At 59.2% G+C, this 19906-nt stretch carries 17 protein-coding genes and 1 tRNA gene; 6 read left to right on the forward strand and 12 right to left on the reverse strand.

Features of this window, described 5'->3' with window-relative positions:
• Positions 1-82: 82 nt before the first annotated feature.
• A complete protein-coding gene (locus tag ACR1XU_RS07125) occupies positions 83-1696 on the forward strand; it encodes a recombinase family protein (RefSeq protein WP_480904232.1) in 1614 nt (537 codons plus the stop codon).
• On the opposite strand, the gene ACR1XU_RS07130 is transcribed toward ACR1XU_RS07125, so the two are convergent.
• From ACR1XU_RS07130 to ACR1XU_RS07155, 6 genes are all read right to left on the reverse strand, one after another.
• A tRNA-Met gene (locus ACR1XU_RS07130) sits at positions 1653-1729 on the reverse strand. The genes ACR1XU_RS07125 and ACR1XU_RS07130 overlap by 44 nt on opposite strands.
• 72 nt (positions 1730-1801) lie before the next feature.
• The gene (locus ACR1XU_RS07135; protein ID WP_480903767.1) at positions 1802-2782 is read right to left on the reverse strand and encodes an alpha/beta fold hydrolase; all 981 of its coding nucleotides are present in this window, start codon (positions 2780-2782) and stop codon (positions 1802-1804) included.
• The gene (locus ACR1XU_RS07140) at positions 2783-4246 is read right to left on the reverse strand and encodes a flavin-containing monooxygenase (RefSeq protein ID WP_480440766.1); all 1464 of its coding nucleotides are present in this window, start codon (positions 4244-4246) and stop codon (positions 2783-2785) included.
• A 131-nt stretch (positions 4247-4377) separates the two neighbouring features.
• The gene (locus tag ACR1XU_RS07145; RefSeq protein ID WP_480903764.1) at positions 4378-4638 is read right to left on the reverse strand and encodes a hypothetical protein; all 261 of its coding nucleotides are present in this window, start codon (positions 4636-4638) and stop codon (positions 4378-4380) included.
• A gap of 11 nt (positions 4639-4649) precedes the next feature.
• Positions 4650-5804, reverse strand: a complete 1155-nt coding sequence (locus tag ACR1XU_RS07150) for an aromatic ring-hydroxylating oxygenase subunit alpha (protein ID WP_480903761.1) — start codon at positions 5802-5804, stop codon at positions 4650-4652.
• Between the two features lie 99 nt (positions 5805-5903).
• Entirely contained in the window at positions 5904-6809 is a 906-nt protein-coding gene (locus ACR1XU_RS07155; protein WP_170805922.1) for a LysR substrate-binding domain-containing protein, read from the reverse strand.
• Between the two features lie 499 nt (positions 6810-7308).
• Between ACR1XU_RS07155 and ACR1XU_RS07160 the strand changes: the two genes are divergently transcribed.
• The 4 genes from ACR1XU_RS07160 (at position 7309) to ACR1XU_RS07175 (ending at position 12361) form a co-directional block, all read left to right on the forward strand.
• Positions 7309-9132, forward strand: coding sequence for a BCCT family transporter (locus tag ACR1XU_RS07160; protein ID WP_170681632.1), 1824 nt, complete (start codon positions 7309-7311; stop codon positions 9130-9132).
• 154 nt (positions 9133-9286) lie between these two features.
• Positions 9287-10834, forward strand: coding sequence for a trimethylamine methyltransferase family protein (locus tag ACR1XU_RS07165; protein WP_480891048.1), 1548 nt, complete (start codon positions 9287-9289; stop codon positions 10832-10834).
• A 61-nt stretch (positions 10835-10895) separates the two neighbouring features.
• Entirely contained in the window at positions 10896-11627 is a 732-nt protein-coding gene (locus ACR1XU_RS07170) for an SDR family NAD(P)-dependent oxidoreductase (RefSeq protein ID WP_480903757.1), read from the forward strand.
• On the forward strand, positions 11624-12361 hold the full coding sequence (locus tag ACR1XU_RS07175; RefSeq protein ID WP_480903754.1) for an SDR family NAD(P)-dependent oxidoreductase: 738 nt from the start codon (positions 11624-11626) through the stop codon (positions 12359-12361). The genes ACR1XU_RS07170 and ACR1XU_RS07175 overlap by 4 nt, the downstream gene beginning before the upstream one ends.
• 6 nt (positions 12362-12367) lie before the next feature.
• Here the strand turns inward: ACR1XU_RS07175 and ACR1XU_RS07180 are convergent, their stop codons facing one another.
• Genes ACR1XU_RS07180 through ACR1XU_RS07195 form a run of 4 tightly spaced genes read right to left on the reverse strand, consistent with a single transcriptional unit; the run spans position 12368 to position 16840 of the window.
• A complete protein-coding gene (locus ACR1XU_RS07180) occupies positions 12368-13708 on the reverse strand; it encodes an NAD(P)/FAD-dependent oxidoreductase (RefSeq protein ID WP_480903751.1) in 1341 nt (446 codons plus the stop codon).
• Positions 13705-15201: an aldehyde dehydrogenase gene (locus ACR1XU_RS07185; protein ID WP_480903748.1), complete on the reverse strand. Its 1497-nt coding sequence runs from the start codon at positions 15199-15201 to the stop codon at positions 13705-13707. Before ACR1XU_RS07185 ends, ACR1XU_RS07180 begins: the two co-directional genes overlap by 4 nt.
• 3 nt (positions 15202-15204) lie before the next feature.
• Positions 15205-16122, reverse strand: a complete 918-nt coding sequence (locus tag ACR1XU_RS07190; protein WP_480903745.1) for a dihydrodipicolinate synthase family protein — start codon at positions 16120-16122, stop codon at positions 15205-15207.
• A gap of 7 nt (positions 16123-16129) precedes the next feature.
• Positions 16130-16840 (reverse strand): GntR family transcriptional regulator, encoded by a 711-nt coding sequence (locus ACR1XU_RS07195; protein WP_170612034.1) that lies wholly within the window; start codon positions 16838-16840, stop codon positions 16130-16132.
• A gap of 172 nt (positions 16841-17012) precedes the next feature.
• Between ACR1XU_RS07195 and ACR1XU_RS07200 the strand changes: the two genes are divergently transcribed.
• The gene (locus ACR1XU_RS07200; RefSeq protein WP_170805929.1) at positions 17013-17963 is read left to right on the forward strand and encodes a GlxA family transcriptional regulator; all 951 of its coding nucleotides are present in this window, start codon (positions 17013-17015) and stop codon (positions 17961-17963) included.
• A gap of 322 nt (positions 17964-18285) precedes the next feature.
• Here the strand turns inward: ACR1XU_RS07200 and trmD are convergent, their stop codons facing one another.
• Both trmD and ACR1XU_RS07210 read right to left on the reverse strand, forming a co-directional pair.
• Positions 18286-19101, reverse strand: a complete 816-nt coding sequence (gene trmD, locus ACR1XU_RS07205; RefSeq protein WP_480903742.1) for a tRNA (guanosine(37)-N1)-methyltransferase TrmD — start codon at positions 19099-19101, stop codon at positions 18286-18288.
• Positions 19098-19901, reverse strand: coding sequence for a hypothetical protein (locus tag ACR1XU_RS07210; RefSeq protein WP_480903739.1), 804 nt, complete (start codon positions 19899-19901; stop codon positions 19098-19100). The genes trmD and ACR1XU_RS07210 overlap by 4 nt, the downstream gene beginning before the upstream one ends.
• Between the last annotated feature and the right edge of the window lie 5 nt (positions 19902-19906).

Below are 19906 nucleotides of genomic sequence, written 5' to 3' on the forward strand. Positions count from 1 at the left end.
CGACGCCAGATGTTGGTTTGCTTGAGCTCGTCCGGGAATTGGCCCGGGCGGCAGCACAACAAGACGCGAGGAACTCGAGAGAATGCAACGCCGCGCTGCGATCTACGCCCGCTATTCGACCACGCTCCAATCGGAGCGCTCCATTGAAGATCAGGTGGAGCTTTGCCGAAGCTACCTGAGACGCGAGAAATACCGATTAGTGCAAGTTTTTGAAGACAAGGCCATGTCATCCGCGACCCTGGTCGGGCGAGTTGGCCTTGCCAATCTTCTCGAAGCAGCGAGAGCTGGCGAAATTGATGCATTGGTTGTCGAATGCGTCGACCGAATTAGCCGAGATATCGGAGATCTTCAGTATGTGCAAAAGCAGCTTAGCTTCGCAGGCGTCGATATCATCTCTGCCAGTGAAGGGGTTCAGTCCGAGCTTCAAATCGGTTTCCGCGGCCTTTATGGTACGATGTTCCTTAAGGACCTCCGTGAAAAAGTTCATCGCGGAATGTCAGGCAACATTGCCAAGGGTTTGAGTGCCGGCGGCAAGGCTTATGGCTACTCACCCATATCGGGGAAACCCGGTGAGCTTCAGATCGAAGCACACGAAGCGAAAGTTATACGCCGAATTTTTTTGGCCTACTCTAAAGGAGCCTCCCCGCGAGATATTGCTCATGATCTCAACGCTCAGGGTGAGTTGCCGCCACGTGGGCCAAAGTGGAACGCTTCCACGCTGAACGGCAATAAGAAGCGCGCTTATGGAATCCTCCGCAACTCACTCTACGCGGGCATCCTCGTCTGGGATCGCGTCAAGATGGTGCGCGATCCGACAACAGGAAAAAGAGTCAGCCGCGAAAAGCCGGTCGAAGACTGGAAGTATGCAGAGGTTCCGCATCTACGTTTAATCGATGAGGAACTGTGGGATGCGGTTCAGAAACGGTTGGCCAAGCAGTCCGAAAATAAGCGCTCCGGAAAGTCGACTCGCAAACCCTTGCGTCCTTTCTCGGGCCTGCTTAGGTGCGGTTGCTGCGGTGGTGGCATGTCTATTCATGACCGAAACGGCAGTGCTATCCGGATCCGTTGCTCTGCAGCTAAAGAGAGTGGCTCATGCAACAATAATGGGAAGGTTCGCCTCGACAAGATCGAAAGCGCCCTGCTGGCCGAACTAAGAAAAGAGCTGTCGATGCCAACCTGCATCAATGAATTCATCCGTGCCTACAATGAAGAACGTCGCGAACTCAACGCAGCCGGCAAACCAGACAGGAAGAAACTTGAACGCACGGTAGCAGAAGCCAACAAGCTGCTATCGCGTCGTATCGAACTTTTCGAGATGGGTATTCTTGAAGGAGTCGAAGGAGAGGCAAAGTTGACTGAGGCCAAAGAACGCGCTTCGGTTGCCATGGATGTGTTGGCCAGCTTTGACGAGAAGGAGCAGCCGTTCGAGTTCAATCCAGCAACAGCTTCCAAGTATGTCACGGCCCTGGATGAAATGATCTCTTCTATGCAGGCGCACGACGGCAATCCGAATCCAAAAACACGTGATGCGGTGCGCGGCTTGATTTCGGAGATCGTTGTGTCTCCGACCGAGGAAGACGGCGTGCCGGTCGAGGTGAAGGGCCGCCTTAGCGCCTTGGTTTCAAACCGTTCCAAAAAGGTGGGGGGTTTGGTGGTAGCGGAGGAGGGACTTGAACCCCCGACACGCGGATTATGATTCCGCTGCTCTAACCAACTGAGCTACTCCGCCACGAGTGAGAGGCGATTTAAGGGAGGGGTCCGGCAGGGTCAAGAGGGAAATGGCGGTCCGTGGCGGAATCTTTCACTCTTTGGTCTGACCTGCCGATTCCAATCGGGATGAGCGGCAATTATCGGCAATCTTTCGGATGAACGATGCGCAAATTTCCGGGATGGTGATGAGGATCATATGGCCGTGCTTGCCAGTTTCCTCGTAGGTCAGGCCGAATTCTGTCATCGGAGGGCCGTGCTGCGCGGCTGAGAGGATAGCGTCCTGAGCGCCGTAAAGAATACCGCCCGGCACTTGCAGTTCCGGGTAGCGGCGGCATTGGTCCCCGATGCTGGCATCCACTCCGACCACGTCCTGCGAGGCTGTGATGAAGGCCGATGGGCGCAGCCCCAGGGCGCCGCCCGCCCGGTCCAGGAAATCCGCCGGGGCGGGCTCGGGCTCAAAAACGGCGCTCAGAACATGGGGCGCTGTCTTTGCCGCCAGCGGCACGGCGATCGTATTTCCGATCAGGTTGCGCAACCAGGCAGTCCGGATTTCCAGCGGTTTGAAAACCTGTGGCGGCGCGGGCATTTGCTGTGTCAGCGGGGCCAGCAACGCGAGCCCCGCAATCCGGTCGGGATATTCAAGGGCCATCGCCAGCGACACCGCCCCGCCCAGAGAATGCCCGACCAGAATGACGTCGGTGACCGATTTTTGGTCCAGAAACTCCTGTATCATCCGGGCCTGCTCCGGAAGGGTGCTCAACGACGGGTCGTCCCGGGTGGAATACCCGCAGCCAGGGCGATCAATGGCAATGACGTGGAAATCGTCCGTCAATTCGTCCATCAGCGCATAGGTGTAATGCTGTAGCTGCCCCGACAGACCGTGGATCATCACGATGGTCTGGTTGGCGGGATCTCCACGCTCGACATAGTGGATGCTGCCGCCATTAACCGCGACCAACTGACCCGGTTGAGGCACCCTTTCGAACCCCTTTTTGGTCAGCCTCCGCGTCCAAAGGTTCATGGCCAGCAGAAAGAGGCCCAATGCGCCCAGCAAGATCAGGATAGTCGTCATCTACAATTCTCCATTCGGCGTGGGCACTGGCCGGTATTGTTCCAAACCCGCCTGCGCCATCCTCTTTTCGTACTCCGCCACGGTGCCGGGCCACAGCGTGGTGTTGCGCCCTTGCGCATCCTGATACCACGATGTGCAGCCGCCGGTCTGCCAGACACTGTCGGTGTGCCGTTCGCGCATCTCGCGTGTGAACTCATCCTGTTTCGCGGCGTCCGGCATGATTGCCTTCAACCCTTTTTTCTTCATCTGCGCCAGAACGCGGCCAATGTGTTTCACCTGGGCTTCAATCATCAGAACAACCGAGTTGTGCCCCAGCCCGGTATGCGGCCCCAGCAATATGAAGAAGTTCGGGAAACCGGCGATCGCGGTGCCCAGATTGGCCTGCATTCCGTCGCCCCAGGCTTTGTGCAGTGTAATTTCGTTGACGCCCGAGATGTCCAGCCGCTGCACCACATCCGTGACGTGAAAGCCGGTTCCCCAGATCAGAACGTCAGCCTGAACCGTGCTGCCATCTGTTGCGATGATCTGGTCGGACTCAATGGATGCCACCCCTTGCGCAACAAGATGGACGTTGTCGCGGGCCAGTGCCGGGTACCAGTCGTTCGAGCTCAGGATACGTTTGCACCCGATCCGATAACCGGGCGTCAGCATCTTCTGCTTGGTAGGATCCGGGATCGCGCCAGTCAGTGATTTACGCCACATTTTCATTGCGAAATTCACCATGCGCGCCTCGCCGCGAAATACTTTGTGGCGGTACTCAAAAATCATGTAGATCAGCTTGCGCCGCAGGCGTGGCAGCAGGGGGACGTGACGGTAGAGGCGACGTACCCATGGTGCAATTGGGCCGTCAGGGCGCGGCAGGACATAAGGCGGGCTGCGCTGGAAAACGGTGACATCCGCCGCGGATTTGGCGATCTCGGGCACGAACTGAACCGCGGATGCGCCAGTGCCCACGACCGCGACGCGTTTGCCGGCCAATGGGACGTCGTGATCCCATTCGGCGGAATGAAAGCAAGGGCCGGGAAAGCTCTCGGCGCCGGGGATATCCGGAATGTTCGGCACATGCAGCGCACCAATTGCCGAGACCAGAAACCTTGCGGTCCAGTGCTGACCTTCATGTGTTTCGACCTGCCAGCTTGTGCCGTCCCAACTGGCAGATTTCAGGCTTTGGTGAAAATGGCACAGATCGTACAGGCCCTCGGCGCGAGCGATCTTCTGCAGATAGGACTGAATCTCGGCACCGCCCGCATAGGCCCGACTCCAGTCCGGGTTCGGGTGGGTGGCCATTGAATAGAGATGCGAGGGGATATCACAGGCAACGCCGGGATAAGTATTCTCGCGCCAGGTCCCGCCGATATCGCCTGCTTTTTCAAGGATGGCGATGTTGGTAACTCCGCGCTTTCGCGCCTCCAGCGCCATGGTGAGCCCGGAAAACCCGGCGCCGACGATCAGCATGTCAGTCACGTTTTCCAACGTTTGCCCCTCCGGTGACGGTCCGATTGAAGCCCCGGGCAGGATAGAAGTTTTATCGCGTGTGTGAACAGGGCGACGTTAGGGCAGTGTAACGGCGGGGCAAGTTACCGTCGACGGTTGGCTTAAAACTCCAGCCGTTCCGTGCGCCCGTGCTCAAACAGCCGGTAGTTCAGAACATCAGCTTCCGGGGCGCCGGATTCCAGCGCAAAGACAAAGGCATGGGTCAGATAGAAACAGGCCGCGTCCAGGTCGCGAACGGCTTCACGCTCGTCCGCGGCCTGTGTGTAATAGCGGACAAGGTCTACGTGGTCGCCTCGGGAATGTGCATCCAGCAGCAGCCGATCCAGCGTAGCCCGTTGATCTTGATCTGTCCGATCCGTCACCCGGCCGTTCCTCAGACTGTCCGGCCGTTTTCGATCTGCGTGGCCACCCAGTGGTGAAAGCAATGGGTCGGTCCGTCCATCGCCGGCGAAAACCGCCCGCCGTCAAACAGAACGCCGTGCCGACCTTTCTGCATGCCTTCCACGACGAAAACATCCTCTTCAAAAACGGTTTTCCATAGCTGCGCGTTCGAGGCGCGCAACCCGTCATGCTCGGGCGTTTCGGCTTCGCTCTTGGCGTAATACAGCTCGATATGTTCCACCGTGTTCTCCTGATCGACAGGCTCGAGAACGATGGCAAAGCTGTGGTCGCGCTGGACGCCCAACAGCACGTTGGGATACAGCGCGACATATTCCGCGCCCTCATCCCACTTGTCGCTCAGGCCGGCAAAATCCTGCAGCGTGGCACCGTCCTGATCTGTCAGTTGACGGTAAACCAGCGTTCCCTGGCCCGAGTAGTGGTTGCGCGCTTCGATATTATAGTGATCTTCCAGGCGGGAATAGCTGTTGAGACCGGGATGCACCCACGGCAAATGATAGCTTTCGCAATAGTTCTCGACTGCGAGCTTCCAGTTGGACTTGATCTCAAGCTTGAAGGACGATGTCTCGCCGCCGTGAAAGATAGGCTGTTCAAATTCGCCCCAGCGTTCCATCAGCGGGCCGTGGACCTCTTCGAAATCGGGTGCGTTGCCGCTGACATTGACGAAAATCACGTCACGCCAGACGTAAGACCGAATCCGAACCAGCCCCAGATCGTCCTTGTCGATATCTTCATGCTTGTTCTGTCCCGGCCCCCCCACATGAGGCGTCGCATGCAGCTTGCCTTTCAGGCTGTAGCACCAGCTGTGATAGGGACAGCGGATGGCACCGCCGATTTTTCTGGGCGTATCCACCAGGATCATTCCACGATGCCGGCAGGTGTTCTGAAACACGCCGATCTCGCCGTCGCGGTCGCGAACGATCAACAGGGGCATACCCAGAAAGTCCACTGGTTTGGCGTCTCCTTCCTCGGGGACGTCCTTGCCAAACCCGATACCAGACCAATTCGAAAACAGGACCGACTGTTTCTCTTCGGCAAAAACCACCGGGTCGATATAATGTTCGTTCGGCAGGCCGTTTGCGATATTCACATCGTTCAGAACGGATGACAGAACACTATGCTTGTTCATCGGGCTCTCCTGACTCTTGGCTGGATGCATTTCGATCGTTTTGACGGAACCGCCGCCCCCGCTTCAATATCAGAAATCCTCATCACAGCTTGACCTGATCTAATCCGAATTCTGACGCACTTCCTGAATGATCCAGTTCTTGAGCGCGCGAGCGTTCTCGGTCAGTTCCTCTTCCGGTCGGCCGACCAGGTAGAACTGGTTGGGGGCCGTCAGGCGATGCGGGCCGATCGGAACCAGTTTCCCGGATTGCAACATAGGCCTGATCAGGCGTTGCCATCCAAGCGCCAGTCCTGCGCCCTTGCGCGCAAGCTGCAAGGCCACCGAGTAGCTGTTGACGCGTGTTTCCACCGGGATGTTTCCTGAATAACCCAGAATTTGAAACCAGTCCGGCCATGTCGTCCAGGTCTGATCCTCTGAATCCAGATGAATAAGCCGCTGGGCGGCCAATTGTTCCAAATCCGCACCCGCAAGTCTTTCGGCCATGTCCGGGCTGCCGACCGCGATCAGCTGATCTCGGTACAGCGGGGTATGCGACAGCGTAGGGTCATTGTCCTTGCCGTATCGGATGAAGAAGTCAATCTCGGGCCGGTTCCTGAAGGGACGATCCTGCGAGATCTGATCGACATTGACTTCAGGCGTTTCCCGCCAGAACCGGATGATGGAGGGTGACAGCCACAATGCGGCGACGGCCGTTGTTGACCCGACGGTCACCTTGCCGCCCGACGTGCGGTCGCGGATCGTCGCCAGCGTCTTTGAGATGCGCCCGAAGGACGTGGACAATGCCTCGTACAATGCCCTTCCGTCCTCGGTCAGGTCCACACCGCGATGCTTGCGTTGAAAAAGCGCTGTATCCAGATCGCCTTCCAGCGCCTTGATCTGATGGCTGACTGCGCCGGGTGTGACTGACAATTCCTCGGCGGCGTTCTTGAAGCTCAGATGCCGTGCTGCTGCCTCGAAGGCGGAAAGGGTGGTCAAAGGCGGCAGTTTATAATGGCGTCTGGACATGCGTAATCAGTACTCGGTTTAGGATCATTCAAGTGAATAATAGATTTTTCTCGGTTGTAGAACTGATTTTGCTAAATAATAGATGCATCTGTCAGTCACAAATGGCGGCTGGGGTCGGCAATGGGTCGGATAGTGTCGGTAAACGCCGAATACGACCGAAATCGACCTTGTATGCAGACGAACCAATGAGGGTCGAGTACAATGGGCTGCAAAAGACGCCGTTGAACAGGTCCTCAGACAGTTTCGGGTTCCGTGCCAATTCTAGGCGCCACCCGTATGAAAAAAACTGGAAGGCCAGGGCGCAGCACGTGTTTTCGGACCAGGTTGCGCTGAAATCTGTGCGTATGGGAGCGCGCGTTGGGACTTCCCGGGGTTGAAAGGGTTTCATGTGTACCCCGGCCGCATGCGCGGTCGTCAGCTACAGCAGGACGTCGGCGCGAAGGCGCAAACGCAACCACGCAGACCCCCAAAATAATGACATCGCCATGGAGGAGAGAATATGTCAGTACCCGAACCGTTCACGGATCTCGAGATAGAAACGGCGGATGCCGGTTTCTACGAGAACTACAGCGTCCCGATCGCCCTGATCAGCAAAGGGATCATGGTCGCGCTCGTACTTTGGGCGCTGGTGTTCCCGGCCAATGCGAACAGCACGCTCGGCAGCTGGAACGGCAGGCTGCTTGAAGTATTCAACAGCTTCTACGTTATCATCGTCGGGCTGTTCTTCTTCTTCCTTGCCATCGTTGCGATCCTGCCATCCACCGGCCGGCGGATCATGGGCACACCGGGTGAGAAGCCCGAATTCTCGAATTTCTCGTGGTTCTCGATGATGTTCGGCGCGGGTCTGGGTGTTGGCCTGATGGTGTTTGCCACCGCCGAACCTCTGGGTCTATGGGGCTCGAACCCCGTGGTGGTCTCGGGCGCGGTCGAGGGCAACTCGCCTGAGGCGCTGCAATCCGCATATCGCTTCACATACCTGCACTACGGCTTCCACGCCTGGGCGATCTACGTGGTAACCGGGCTGTCGCTGGCGTATTACGCCTATACGCGCAACATGCCCCTGACGATCCGCTCGGCGCTGACGCCTCTGTTTGGCCGCCTGATGAACGGGTTTCTGGGCCACACCGTGGACGTTCTGGGTGTTGTGGCGACTATTCTGGGTGTCTCGGTCACCATCGGCTACGGCGTCAGCCAGTTCATCGACGGTCTTTATGCCATCACCGGCATGCAGTGGATCATGGATATGGGCGGCGAGGTGCCGACCCCCAGCAAAGTCGGTCTGATTTCGGGCCTGGTCGTCATCATGGGCCTGTCGATCATTTCGGCGGTTTCCGGTGTTGGCCGGGGCGTCAAGTACCTGTCGAACCTGAACCTTGTGCTGTCGATCATCCTGCTGGGCACGTTCATCGTCTTCGGCTCGTTTGTCTTCGCCATGACCACCTACGGCTCGGCGATGGTGGACTACATCCTGCACTTCCTGTCGCTCAGCTTTAATGCCTATGGCCCGCTGTCGGCCGAAGCTTTTGCAGCAGCTCTGCCCGCCGAGGCGCAGGCGCATGCGGCTGACCTGATGGGCGGCGCAACCAATGCCTGGGGCAGCTTTGACGGCTTCAAGGGCGGTCTGGAAGGTGCAGCCGCCGAGCTGGACGAAGCCACCCTGACCGCGGCTTATGCAGCAGGCGAGCAGGGCCGTCAGTTCGGCTGGCAGGCAGGCTGGACCACATTCTACTGGGCCTGGTGGATCGCGTTCTCGCCCTTCGTGGGCCTGTTCCTGGCGCGCATCTCCAAGGGTCGCAGCGTGCGCGAGTTCATCCTGGGTTGCGTCTTCGCACCGGCACTGGTCTGCTTTGCATGGATGACCGTTCTGGGCGGCACCGCGATCGATCTGGAACTGGCAGGCGCGGCGGAAGGCGCGATCATCGGGGCGTCGAATACGAACAAACTGTTCGTGACGCTGTCCTACATGATCGACGGCGGGCTGCTGTCCATGCTGAACGTCATGTGCGTGATCCTGATCATGACCTTCCTGGTGACCTCTGCGGACTCGGGCATTCTGGTAATGAACACCATCATGTCCGGCGGCAGCCAGGAAACCGGTATCAAGCACCGCATCATCTGGGGTGTGATCCTGACGGCCGTGATTGGCGCGCTGGTCCTCGCTGCGGGTGAAAACAACCCGATGGATGCGCTGCGCAATGCGATGATTATCGGTGCACTGCCCTTTACCATGGTGATGGGCCTGATGTGCATCGCGCTGGGCAAGGCGTTGTTCCGCGACGGACAGCGTGAAAAGCACGGTGTCTCTACCCAAGCCGCCGAATAATCGGATAGCGACAGACAAGATCAGGCGCCGCCCCGACAGGGGCGGCACTTTTGGTTTTGAAACGGTGTCGGTTCCTGCAAACAGATTTCGGAATCAGTGAGGTGCGCGACCTGCGAATCCCCCATTCTGTCTAACAAGATTGGAGGATTGCCCCATGAACATTCGTACCGCAACGCGCTCGGGCGGACGCTCGGCCCGCCGCGCCAAGCGAACCGCGCCAAACTTTGAGATGTTGCCCGGACTGACCCGGGGCATCCCGCTATGCGAGGTGATGGACGGCGCCCAGGTTGAGCGCATCGACAACGCCTCGATGGACATTCTGGAAAATGTCGGAGTGCAGTTCCGCGACCCCATTGCGCTGGAAGACTGGAAAAAGGCCGGTGCCAGGGTCGAGGGAGAGCTGGTCTATCTGGATCGCGGATTGGTTCGTGAACTGATTGCCACAATCCCTTCGGATTTCACCTATCACGCCCGCAACCCGCAAAAGAACGTGCGGCTGGGTGGCCGACACTCGATCTTCGTGCCGATGACCGGCGCGCCGTTCCTGCGTGATCTCGACGACGTGCGCCGCAATCCGACGCTGGACGATCTGGCCATGTTCCACAAGCTGAGCCACATGATGCCGGCGCTGCATTCGTCGGCCCATCATATCGTGGAACCCTACGATCACCCGATCAGTCAGCGCCACCTGCGCATCACCTATTCTTCGATGAAACATTCGGACAAGACGTTCATGGGCATGACCACCAGCCCCAAGAACGCCGAGGACGTGATGGACATGTGCGCAATCCTGTTCGGGGAAGAGTTCCTTGAGGATCACCCCGTCACCACCGGCAACTGCAACGGCAACTCGCCATTGGTCTGGGACGAAACCATGCTGGGCGCGATGCGTGCCTTCTGCCGCCGCAAGCAGCCGGTACTGTGCTCGCCCTTCGTGTTGGGCGGTGCCAACACGCCCGCCAGCGTACCCGCAACCGTCGCGCAGCTGAACGCCGAGGCGCTGAGCGCGCTGGCCTACACACAGGTGATCCGCAGGGGCGCGCCCGCGATTTACGGCCACTACCTGTCAACCGTGTCGATGAAATCCGGCGCACCGATGGCGGGCACGCCCGAAATCAGCCTGATGAATTTCATGATCGGTCAGATGGCGCGGTACTACGACGTGCCGTGGCGTACCTCAAACACGCTTGGCGGGGCCAAGACCTTCGATGCGCAGGCCGGTTACGAATCTGCCACGACCCTGCAGGCTGTGATCCATGCCGGGGCCAATTACATCTGGCACTCGGCAGGCTGGAACGAGGCCGGGATGCACTGTTCGGTCGCCAAGTTCATCGTGGATGCTGAACAATGCGCCATGGCCTATCGCATGGCCGAAGGTCCGAAATGGCACGATTTCGATCAGGCTCTGGCCGCGGTGCCGGATGTGGGGCCGGGCGGTCACTATCTGGGTCATCCGCACACACAGGACAATTTCCAGACCGCGTTCTTCATGCCCGAAATGTTCGACAACAATTCGATCGAGCAATGGACGGCTGAGGGCGAGGTTGAGATCACCGAACGCGCTCTGAACCACGCCCGCAAGCTGCTGGCCGAATATCAGGAGCCCACGCTGGATCTGGCCAAGAACGAGGAACTGCTGGACTACATCGCGCGCCGCGAACGGGAAATACCGGCAGCGGACGAACTGAATCAGACGTATTGATCATCTCTCCCCCACTGGCCCGCCTGAAATCGGCGGGTCTTTTTTTGATCGGGAAATTGAAATGGAAATGAATGGAAGAAAGGCGCTGGTTACCGGCGCTGCCGGAGGGATAGGCGCAGCAATTGTCCGCAAATTGCGGCAAGCCGGCGCGCAAGTTGCCGTGGCGGACAGATCAGTTGACGGGATCGAGGCCGAAGCGCACCTGCCCGGTGATCTCAGGGACGCTTCGTACAGCGACGCGCTTCCCCAAGGGGCCGCGGACCTTCTGGGCGGGTTGGACATCGTGATCAACAATGCGGGCGTGATAACGCGGGGCACCGTCACCGAAACCACGGATGATGATTGGTCACTGTCCCTGTGTGTCAATGTCGAAGCACCGTTCAGAATCTGTCGGACCGCGATTCCGATCCTGGCCCAATCGGGGGGCGGGGCAATCGTCAATACGGCATCGTGCTGGGGCTTGCGGCCGGGGCCAAACCATGCGGTCTATTGTATGACCAAGGCGGCCATCGCCTCGCTGACGCAGTGCATGGGAATGGACCACGCGCATCAGGGCATTCGCATCAACGCGGTGTGCCCGAATGAAGTGAATACGCCCATGCTGCGGTCCGGTTTTGCAAAACGCGGGTTCGATCCGGATACTGCCGTGGCCGAGTTGGGGGCGACTGTCCCCCTTGGACGGATTGCCGAGCCCGATGACATCGCAGATGTCGTCCTGTTTCTTGTCTCGGACGCGGCGCGTTATGTCTGCGGCACATTGGTTGAGGTCAACGGAGGTAAGCCAGTCACATGAACCGATTCCAAGGCAAGGTTGCCCTCGTCACAGGCGGCCGCAGCGGTATCGGCCGTGCCATCGCGGTCAGGCTGCAGCAAGAAGGCGCGCGCGTCTTCACGGCCCAGCGTGGGGCGGACACCGAATTTGAAGGCATCGCCGCGGACTTTACCAGACCTGACAGTCCGGCGCAGGTGATCGATGAACTGATTGCGAAGACCGGGCGCCTTGATGTTTTGGTCAACAATGCAGGGATGATGCAGGAAGCCTCGGTCGAGGACATGAGCCTGGACGACTGGCAGCGGACCCTGACGGTCAACCTGACGGCACCGTTTCTCATGATCAAGGCCGCTTTGCCGCACCTGCGAAAAACGCATGGCAATATCGTCAACACCGGCTCGATCGAAGGTCTGGGCAGCAACCCCGGACACGCGGCCTATGGGGCCTCCAAGGCCGGACTGCACGGGCTGACCCGCGCGGTCGCGGTCGATCACGGGCCCGAAGGCATCCGGTGCAACGCAGTCGCGCCGGGTTGGATCGACACGGACCTGAACGAGGATTTCATCGCCTCGATGCCGGATCCCGAAGCATTTCGCCGGAATATCGGGCGCATCCACCCCGTGTCCAGAGCCGGAGCACCGGAAGAGGTTGCGGCCCTTGTCGCATTTCTGGCATCAGACGACGCGGCTTTTGTCACCGGACAGGTCTATACCGTTGACGGTGGACGCATGGCAAAGCTGAGCCTGCCGGGATAGGGCAGATCATTCCTTGCCTGACCGCCATTCCTTCCACATCAGGTAGGTGTTGGCGCCCAGCGAGGCGAAGGGCTCGGGCGGCAGGCGCGGCAGCTCCGGTTGGGCCAGAAAATGACTGGCAGTGTCCGACCCGCCCTGCAGGATCAGCTCGGCAATGCCCATTCCCTGCAATGTCCCGCGGGCAATGCCCAGTCCGTTTTGGCAACAGGCGGAATAGACCCTGTCATCCAGCTCGCCAAAAGCGGCCGCGCCATTGCGGCTGAGGCACAGCATTCCGGCCCAGCGGTGTTCCATTTTCACGTCCGGCAAATGCGGAAATCTCTCGCGGAACTTGCGGTCATGCACCCAGCCCGCATTGCGCAGGCGCATGTTTGTCGTCTCGATCGAAGGATGAAAGCTGGAACAGGTCCGGATCAGGATCCGGTCGCCATAACTACCCGAGATGCGCCGCACGGATGTTCCCATCGGATCCGCCGGTGTAACCGACCAGCGCGATAGCCCACCCAGTGTTTTGATCTGAGCGTCGGTCAGAGGCGCTGACAGTGACGCGTAAAGGCAAATATGCATCAGCCGACGTTGGTAGAACCCAAAGCTTTCGACATGCCCATTGTTGGCCAACACAATCCGTCCGGTCGTCACCCGGGCTTTTGGGGTCGTGACAACCCAGCCGTTTCCCTGTTTTTCAAAGCCTGTAACCGGCGAGTTTTCGAACACATCAACCTGCCCGGCCAGATGTGCTGACAAGGCCCGGACATAGGCTGCGGGTTGGATCATGACAGTCCCCGGCGCAAACAGGCCCGAGGTGTAATGTGGACTGCCAGTGAGTTCCTGCATCTGTTGCTGATCGAAAAGGGTGCAGGGTTCGCCCAACCGTTCCAGATGCGCGGCATATTCGCGGTTGTGCAGATCGCCTGACGGGGTGGCAGCGGCGTTGAATTTGCCGCAGGGATCGAACACCTCATCGGACAGGACACAGTCCTCGGCCACCTGCTGCGCAAAAGCTATGGCCTTTCGGTTCAGCGCGATGGTGGCCCTGTCGGCCTCAAGCCCGTCGCCCGCGTAATTGTCCGAGGCCAGATCATGCGGCAAATCGATCATGAAGCCCGAATTCCGCCCGGCTGACCCTTCCGCGAACCGCGCGGCCTCAAGCACGGCAATCTTCAGGGAAGGATCAAGCTGGTGCAGGCGTCGCGCCGTGCTGAGGCCCGCAAACCCGCCGCCAACGATGGTGAAGTCGGTGCTCAGGTCCTGATGCAGCTCAGGGTGCGGTGTCTGAGCGGGCAGAATGGCATTCCACCCCGCCGCGCCGGTTTGGCGCGGCAGCCGTTTTGCTTCGTACCGGCTCAATCCACTGCCTCGTCCGCATCGTCGGCCAGATCGATCCAGATTGTTTTTAACTGAGTGTACTGGTCGTGTGCGTGGACCGAGTTGTCGCGGCCGCCAAAGCCCGACTGCTTGTATCCCCCGAATGGTGTGGTGATATCGCCTTCGCCAAAGCTGTTCACCGTGACTGTTCCCGCCCGGATTGCCCGCGCGCCACGAATGGCGCGTTTGGCATTGGCTGTGAAGATCGAGGCGCACAGACCATAATCGGTGTCGTTGGCGATCTTGATGGCCTCATCAAAGCCCGACACTTCGATTACCGACAGAACCGGGCCAAAGATTTCTTCCCGTGCCAGGGTGGCGTCGTTGCCGGGGACTTCGACGACCGTGGCTTCGACAAAACCCTTTTCCGCCTTTCCGCCAATCACGACGCTATCGGCCTGATCCAGATAGCTGCAAACCTTGTTGTAATGGCCTTCGCTGACCAGCGCACCCATGCGGGTTTCCGGGTCCAGCGGGTCGCCGATGTTCCATTGTTTGGCGTGATGGGCGATGCGCTCCAGCAGCTCGGCCTTCACATCCTTGTGCACGATCAGACGTGACGAGGCCGAGCAGTTCTCGCCCATATTCCAGAACGCGCCATTGACCACGTGCGCCGCCACGCGGTCGAGGTTTTCGGCATCCTCCATCACGATAGCGGGGTTTTTGCCGCCCATCTCCAGCACCACTTCCTTGGTGTTGCTTTCGGCCGAATAAGTCAGGAACCGCTTGCCGGTGGCGGTGGAGCCGGTGAAAGACACCATGTCGATATCCATATGCCGCCCGATGGGCTCGCCCACGTCGGCGCCGCCACCCGGAACGATGTTCAGAACACCGCGTGGCAGTCCGGCCTCCATCGCCAGTTCGGCCAGGCGCAGCGCGGTCAGCGTGGTTTCTACCGCCGGTTTCACCACGACCGAACAGCCCGCCGCCAAAGCCGGCCCGATCTTCCACGCCAACATCAGCAGCGGGAAGTTCCACGGCAGCACCAAGCCCACAACACCGATCGGTTCACGCACGACCATGGCAATGTGATCGTCGCTGGCGGGGCTGACCTGATCGTAAATCTTGTCGATCGCCTCGGCATGCCATTTCAGGCAGTGGATGGTTTCAGGCACGTCCACGGTCTCGCAGTCATAGATGGTCTTGCCGCTGTCGATGCTCTCCATCACCGCCAGTTCGCGGGCGTTGCGCGTCATCAGCTTGCAAAGCCGGATCAGTACGTCCTTGCGCTGGGACGGGTGCAGTTTCGACCAGCGCCCATCGTCAAACGCCTCGCGCGCCCTTTCGACGGCAAAATCCACGTCCGCAGTTCCGCAGGCCGCGATATCGGTCAGCTTTTCGCCGGTGGCCGGGTTTACGGTCTCAAACGTCTTGCCGGACATCGCCGGGCGGAATGCGCCATCAATGAACGCGCCGGTCGGCAGCTCCAGATTGGCAGCAATGGATTTGTATTCGTCCCTAGTGAGCAATCCCATGCCTTAACCCTCCGCCACAATGTCTGCGATTTTTTGTCTGAGAACACGCGTCACCTGTTCCAGCGCGCGCTTGTCGTCCTTGTTGAGACCCTTCAGCGGAGGCCGCATCGCGCCCGCGTCGATCCCGTTCATGGTCACGCCATGCTTGATGGTTTGGATAAACTTGCCACCCTGTTCCAGCACTCGCATCAGCGGCATCATCGCGGACATGATCCGGCGGCCCTTGGCAAAGTTGCCTTCGATCACACAGGCGTTGTAGAGCGCAACATGCTCGGCAGGCAGGAAATTCGACCCACCACAAACCCAGAACGGTGCACCCCAGGCAAAGAACTCGAGCGCCTGATCGTCCATGCCGCATCCTAGCTGGATATGCGGATAGTCCCGCGCCAGCAGGTGGACCCGGTTGATATCGCCCGAACTTTCCTTGATGCCGCAGAAATTCCGGCTGCGGCCGACGCGGTCGAGGAACTCTTCGCCCATCATCGTGCCGGTGCGATGCGGATAGTTGTACAGCATCACCGGCAGGTCTGCCGCCTTGTCGATGGCCAGTGCGTTCAGCGCGTTTTCGCGGTCGGTCGGTACCGAATAGGGCGGGCTGGCCAACAGGATGGCGTCTGCGCCAATCTCGCGCGCGCCCGCGGCCAAAGCGATTGAATCCGGTGTCAGCATCGCACCGGTGCCGACCACAAGCGGCAACCGGCCTTTCAACTGCTCATGCGTGAACTTCGCCAGCTCAAGACGCTCGTCAACGGTCTGCGCATAGTTCTCGCCGGTCGAGCCGCCCGAGATCAACCCGTGCACGCCATGTGCGATCAGGTAGTCGATCACGTCGGACAGGGCGTCCCAGTTGACCCGGCCATCTGCGTGGTAGGGGGTTACGACAGGGGTGTAGATCCCCTCAAATCTGAAAATCGGGTTCATTCCGTCCTCATGCAGGTTTCGACAGGGGCGGGGCACCCATCGGGACATTCAGCGCCTCAGGCATCACAAAAAGTTCGATCTGATCGCGCGACAGGTTCCAGTGATCGGTCGCCAGCTGCGAAGCAGCCACTTCATCGCGCGCTTCGATGGCGGCGATGATAGCGTCATGCTGGCGGCTCGCCTCGGACAGGTTTTCGGTCATTTCAACGCTTTGGGGGCGATAAAAGGTCATACCGATGCGGGCGTGATCGATCAGCAGCCGGTTGAACGACGGCAGCAGATAGACATTCGCCGACATCTCGCCGGTCACTTCGTGAAAGCGGTTGTTGGCCAAGGCACGATCCTCGGGCGACCCGGTCCGCAATGCCTCTTTGAACTTTTGCTGCGCCACCTTTAGGTCATCGATCTGCCGGGGCGTTGCGTTCAGGGCCGCCAGACGCAGAATTGCCCCATAGACCATCGGCGCGGCCAGAAAGAAGTCGCGCAGGGTGGTATAGGACATCTCGGACACGCGCGCGCTGCGGTTGGTGCGCAGATCCAAATACCCTTCGCCCGCCAATTGCCTGAACACCTCGCGCAGCGGGGTCCGGGACAGGCCAAAGGCATCCGACAGATGCGCCTCGTCAAGATCGGCACCGGGACGCAGGCGCAGGGTCAGAATGGACACCTTCAGGTGCTCCCTCAGGTCTGCCTTGCGTGATTTGCCGTCTTCTTTCATCCCAAATCCTTTGCCAAGCCCCGATGCATACCCTTGCGAATCGCGCGGGCGCCGAGTAGCCGGCCGATTTGTATTCGATAAAAATACAACTTGTATACAGTAAAAAATAGTGCAGCATCACCTAAACTTCGCCACGGGGTCGCAGGCCGACGCCCAGCAAACGGAAACCGACATGCAGCAGACGCAGCACATCACCTTCATATTGGTTGAGGAATTTTCGCATCTGGCGTTTTCATGTGCCGTCGAGCCATTGAGAATCGCCAATCTGGAAAGCGGGAAAGACCTGTACGAATGGTCCTTTGCCTCGGAACATGGCGAACAGGCGGTATGTTCAAACGGGTCGGTGACGCTGGTCCATTCCGGGCTGGATAAACTGCCCAAGACTGATCAGTTGTTCGTCTTGTCCGGTATTCACATGCGCAAACACGTCACGCGCCCGTTGCTGGCTGCATTGCGTCGCGAGCGTGCCCGGGGAACGCGGATCGGCGCGCTGTGTTCAGGCGCCTGGGTGCTGGCCGAGGCCGGATTCCTGGATGGAATGCAGGCTGCCATTCACTGGGAATATCACGACGCTTTCATGGAAGCCTTTCCCGAGGTGAATCTGGTGCGCAGCGTGTTTACGGCTGACGAAAAGCACATCACGGCATCGGGTGGCACCGCCACTGCGGACCTGATGCTGCACCTGATCGAAAAGGAGCATGGCCGGGAACTGTCAGTCGCCGTTGCCGATCAGATGGTCTACAACGCAGTGCGTAATGCCACCGCAAGACAGCGCGTTTCGCTCCAGTCCCGCAACGGGATGCGAAACGCCCATCTGGCCAGGGCAATACGGATCATGCGCGACAGTATCGATGCACCGGTTTCGCCCTCGCAAATCGCCGGAGAAATCGGGATTTCCGCACGCCAGTTGGAGCGGTTGTTCGGGAAATACCTGAACACGTCCCCCAAGAAGTACTACATGGAGCTGCGCCTGGAACGGGCCCAGAACCTGCTGCTTCAGACCGAGGCCTCGGTCACCGAGGTTGCGTTGGCCTGCGGGTTCGAAAGCCCCGGGCATTTTTCGCGCGTGTACCGATCCAGTTTTGGCGTAACCCCGCATATGCAAAAGACAAAAATCAACTGATTACAAACAACGGCCGGTGCGCCTCGGACGGAATGGAGAGGATAATTGGGCGGGGGGAGCCTCATGACCAGATGACAATCAGACCGGTCAGGCGCTCACCCCCTGACCCTGCCCAGTTACCCCCTCGTTAAAACTGTACTGGTCAAATGGCAGGCAGGATTGATTGTTTTTGTCTCAGGAAAGGGGCGCAACTATTGCCAGATCGTGTCAGTTCTATGTAATTTTTTGTCGTATTTCTTCGAACTGTGGCATCCTCTTAAGAAATGCAGTCAGAAATTGAATAAATGGCCTTCGTTTCGCGCACGCAGTTGGGCGAGACGGGTCACTCCGCTTCAGAATCGCCGCTCTTGGATTTGCTGTAGCTCTCCCAGATATCCGGACGCCTGTCCCGAGTCAGCTTCTCGGCCATGCTGTGACGCCATTCAGCGATTCGGCCATGGTGTCCGGACATCAGAACGTCGGGGATCGGCCGCCCCTTCCATTCGGCGGGGCGGGTATATTGTGGATGTTCCAGCAGCCCCGACGAAAAACTCTCATCCTCGGTCGAAGCCTGATTGCCCAGCACGCCGGGGATCAGCCGGACAGTCGCGTCAATCAGGGCCTGTGCTGCAATCTCGCCCCCGGTCATGACGAAATCACCAAGCGAAACCTCCTGAACGCCGTAATGCTCCAGCACCCGTTCATCGACACCTTCGAAGCGGCCACACAGCAAGGTCATGCCGTCACATCGCGCCAGCGATTGCATCATGGCCTGGTTCATCGGCCGGCCGCGCGGGCTGAGGTAGATCAGGGGCCAGTTGCCCTGAACGCCCGCCATCGCGTGTTCAATCGCCTCGCCCAGAACATCCGGGCGCAGGACCATTCCGGCCCCGCCGCCGGCCGGCGTGTCATCGACATTGCGGTGCTTGCCGACCCCAAACAGGCGCAGATCGATCGTTTCCAACTGCCACAACCCCTCTTGCAGGGCTTTGCCGGTCAGGCTTTCGCCCAACACGCCGGGGAAGGCCGACGGGAACAGCGTGATGATCCTGGCTTTCCACACGCCATGCAGATCGGGTGTCGGCGTTATCAATTCGCGTGGTTTCAGCGTGGGCCGGATCGCCTTGCGACCATGGGATTTGTTGGGCTTGTCAGTCATGGGGTCCCGTAGATCTCGTCCTGCACAGATTCGATGATCGCTGCTTTCTGACGGGTCAGCGCGGCCTCGTCCAGTCGTGACCGGTTCAACGCCAGAAGCTCGGTCAATGTGTCTTCCGGCAGGCTGGGATTGACCTTGTTCGGCGGTACAATCCGGGCGGTTTTGTCTCGTGACAACCTGAGGAACTCTGCAAATGGCGCACCGGGGCCAAAACGGCGCTGTAGCATGTCTTCCAGCCACTCCGACTGCACGGTGACCGATGGCAGCTTGTCCCGAATGCTGTTCACCGTGTCCTCAAGCGAAGGCAGTTGATCAAGGTTGGCACGGAAGGTTTCGAAATCCTGCACCATCCGCGTGCGTTGCAAATCATGCGCCCACAGGCTGCGCAGCCATGCGCCGCGCTGGCGCAGCGACAGATAGAGCGTTATGTCCAGATCCTCTCCGACCAGCCGCTGTCGGATCGAATCGACGATACACGCGGCCAGATCCGGGGCCGCAGCGTAGCCCTGGCTCAGGTTGCGACTGGGGCGCAGGCCGCTGAAGTTCTCTTCGCTCAGGATCAGCCCGCGTTTGGTTCCGAATTCCAAAGTATCCAGAAACTCGCGCATCTGGCCGCCAAACTCGGCCAGCGTTCCCACTGTCCCATAGACCGAGTGACGGGTGGCCGCACCGGACAGCCCTGTCTTGCGGGTCTTGTAAGGCAGCACCAGCGCGAAATGGGGCCAGATCAACTCGCGGTTTTCATACAGGAAGGACTGCGCCGCAGTGGTGCCTGTTTTGTGCAGACCTAAATGCAGCATTATCC

This window comes from Ruegeria sp. D1(2025) (genome assembly GCF_056536425.1).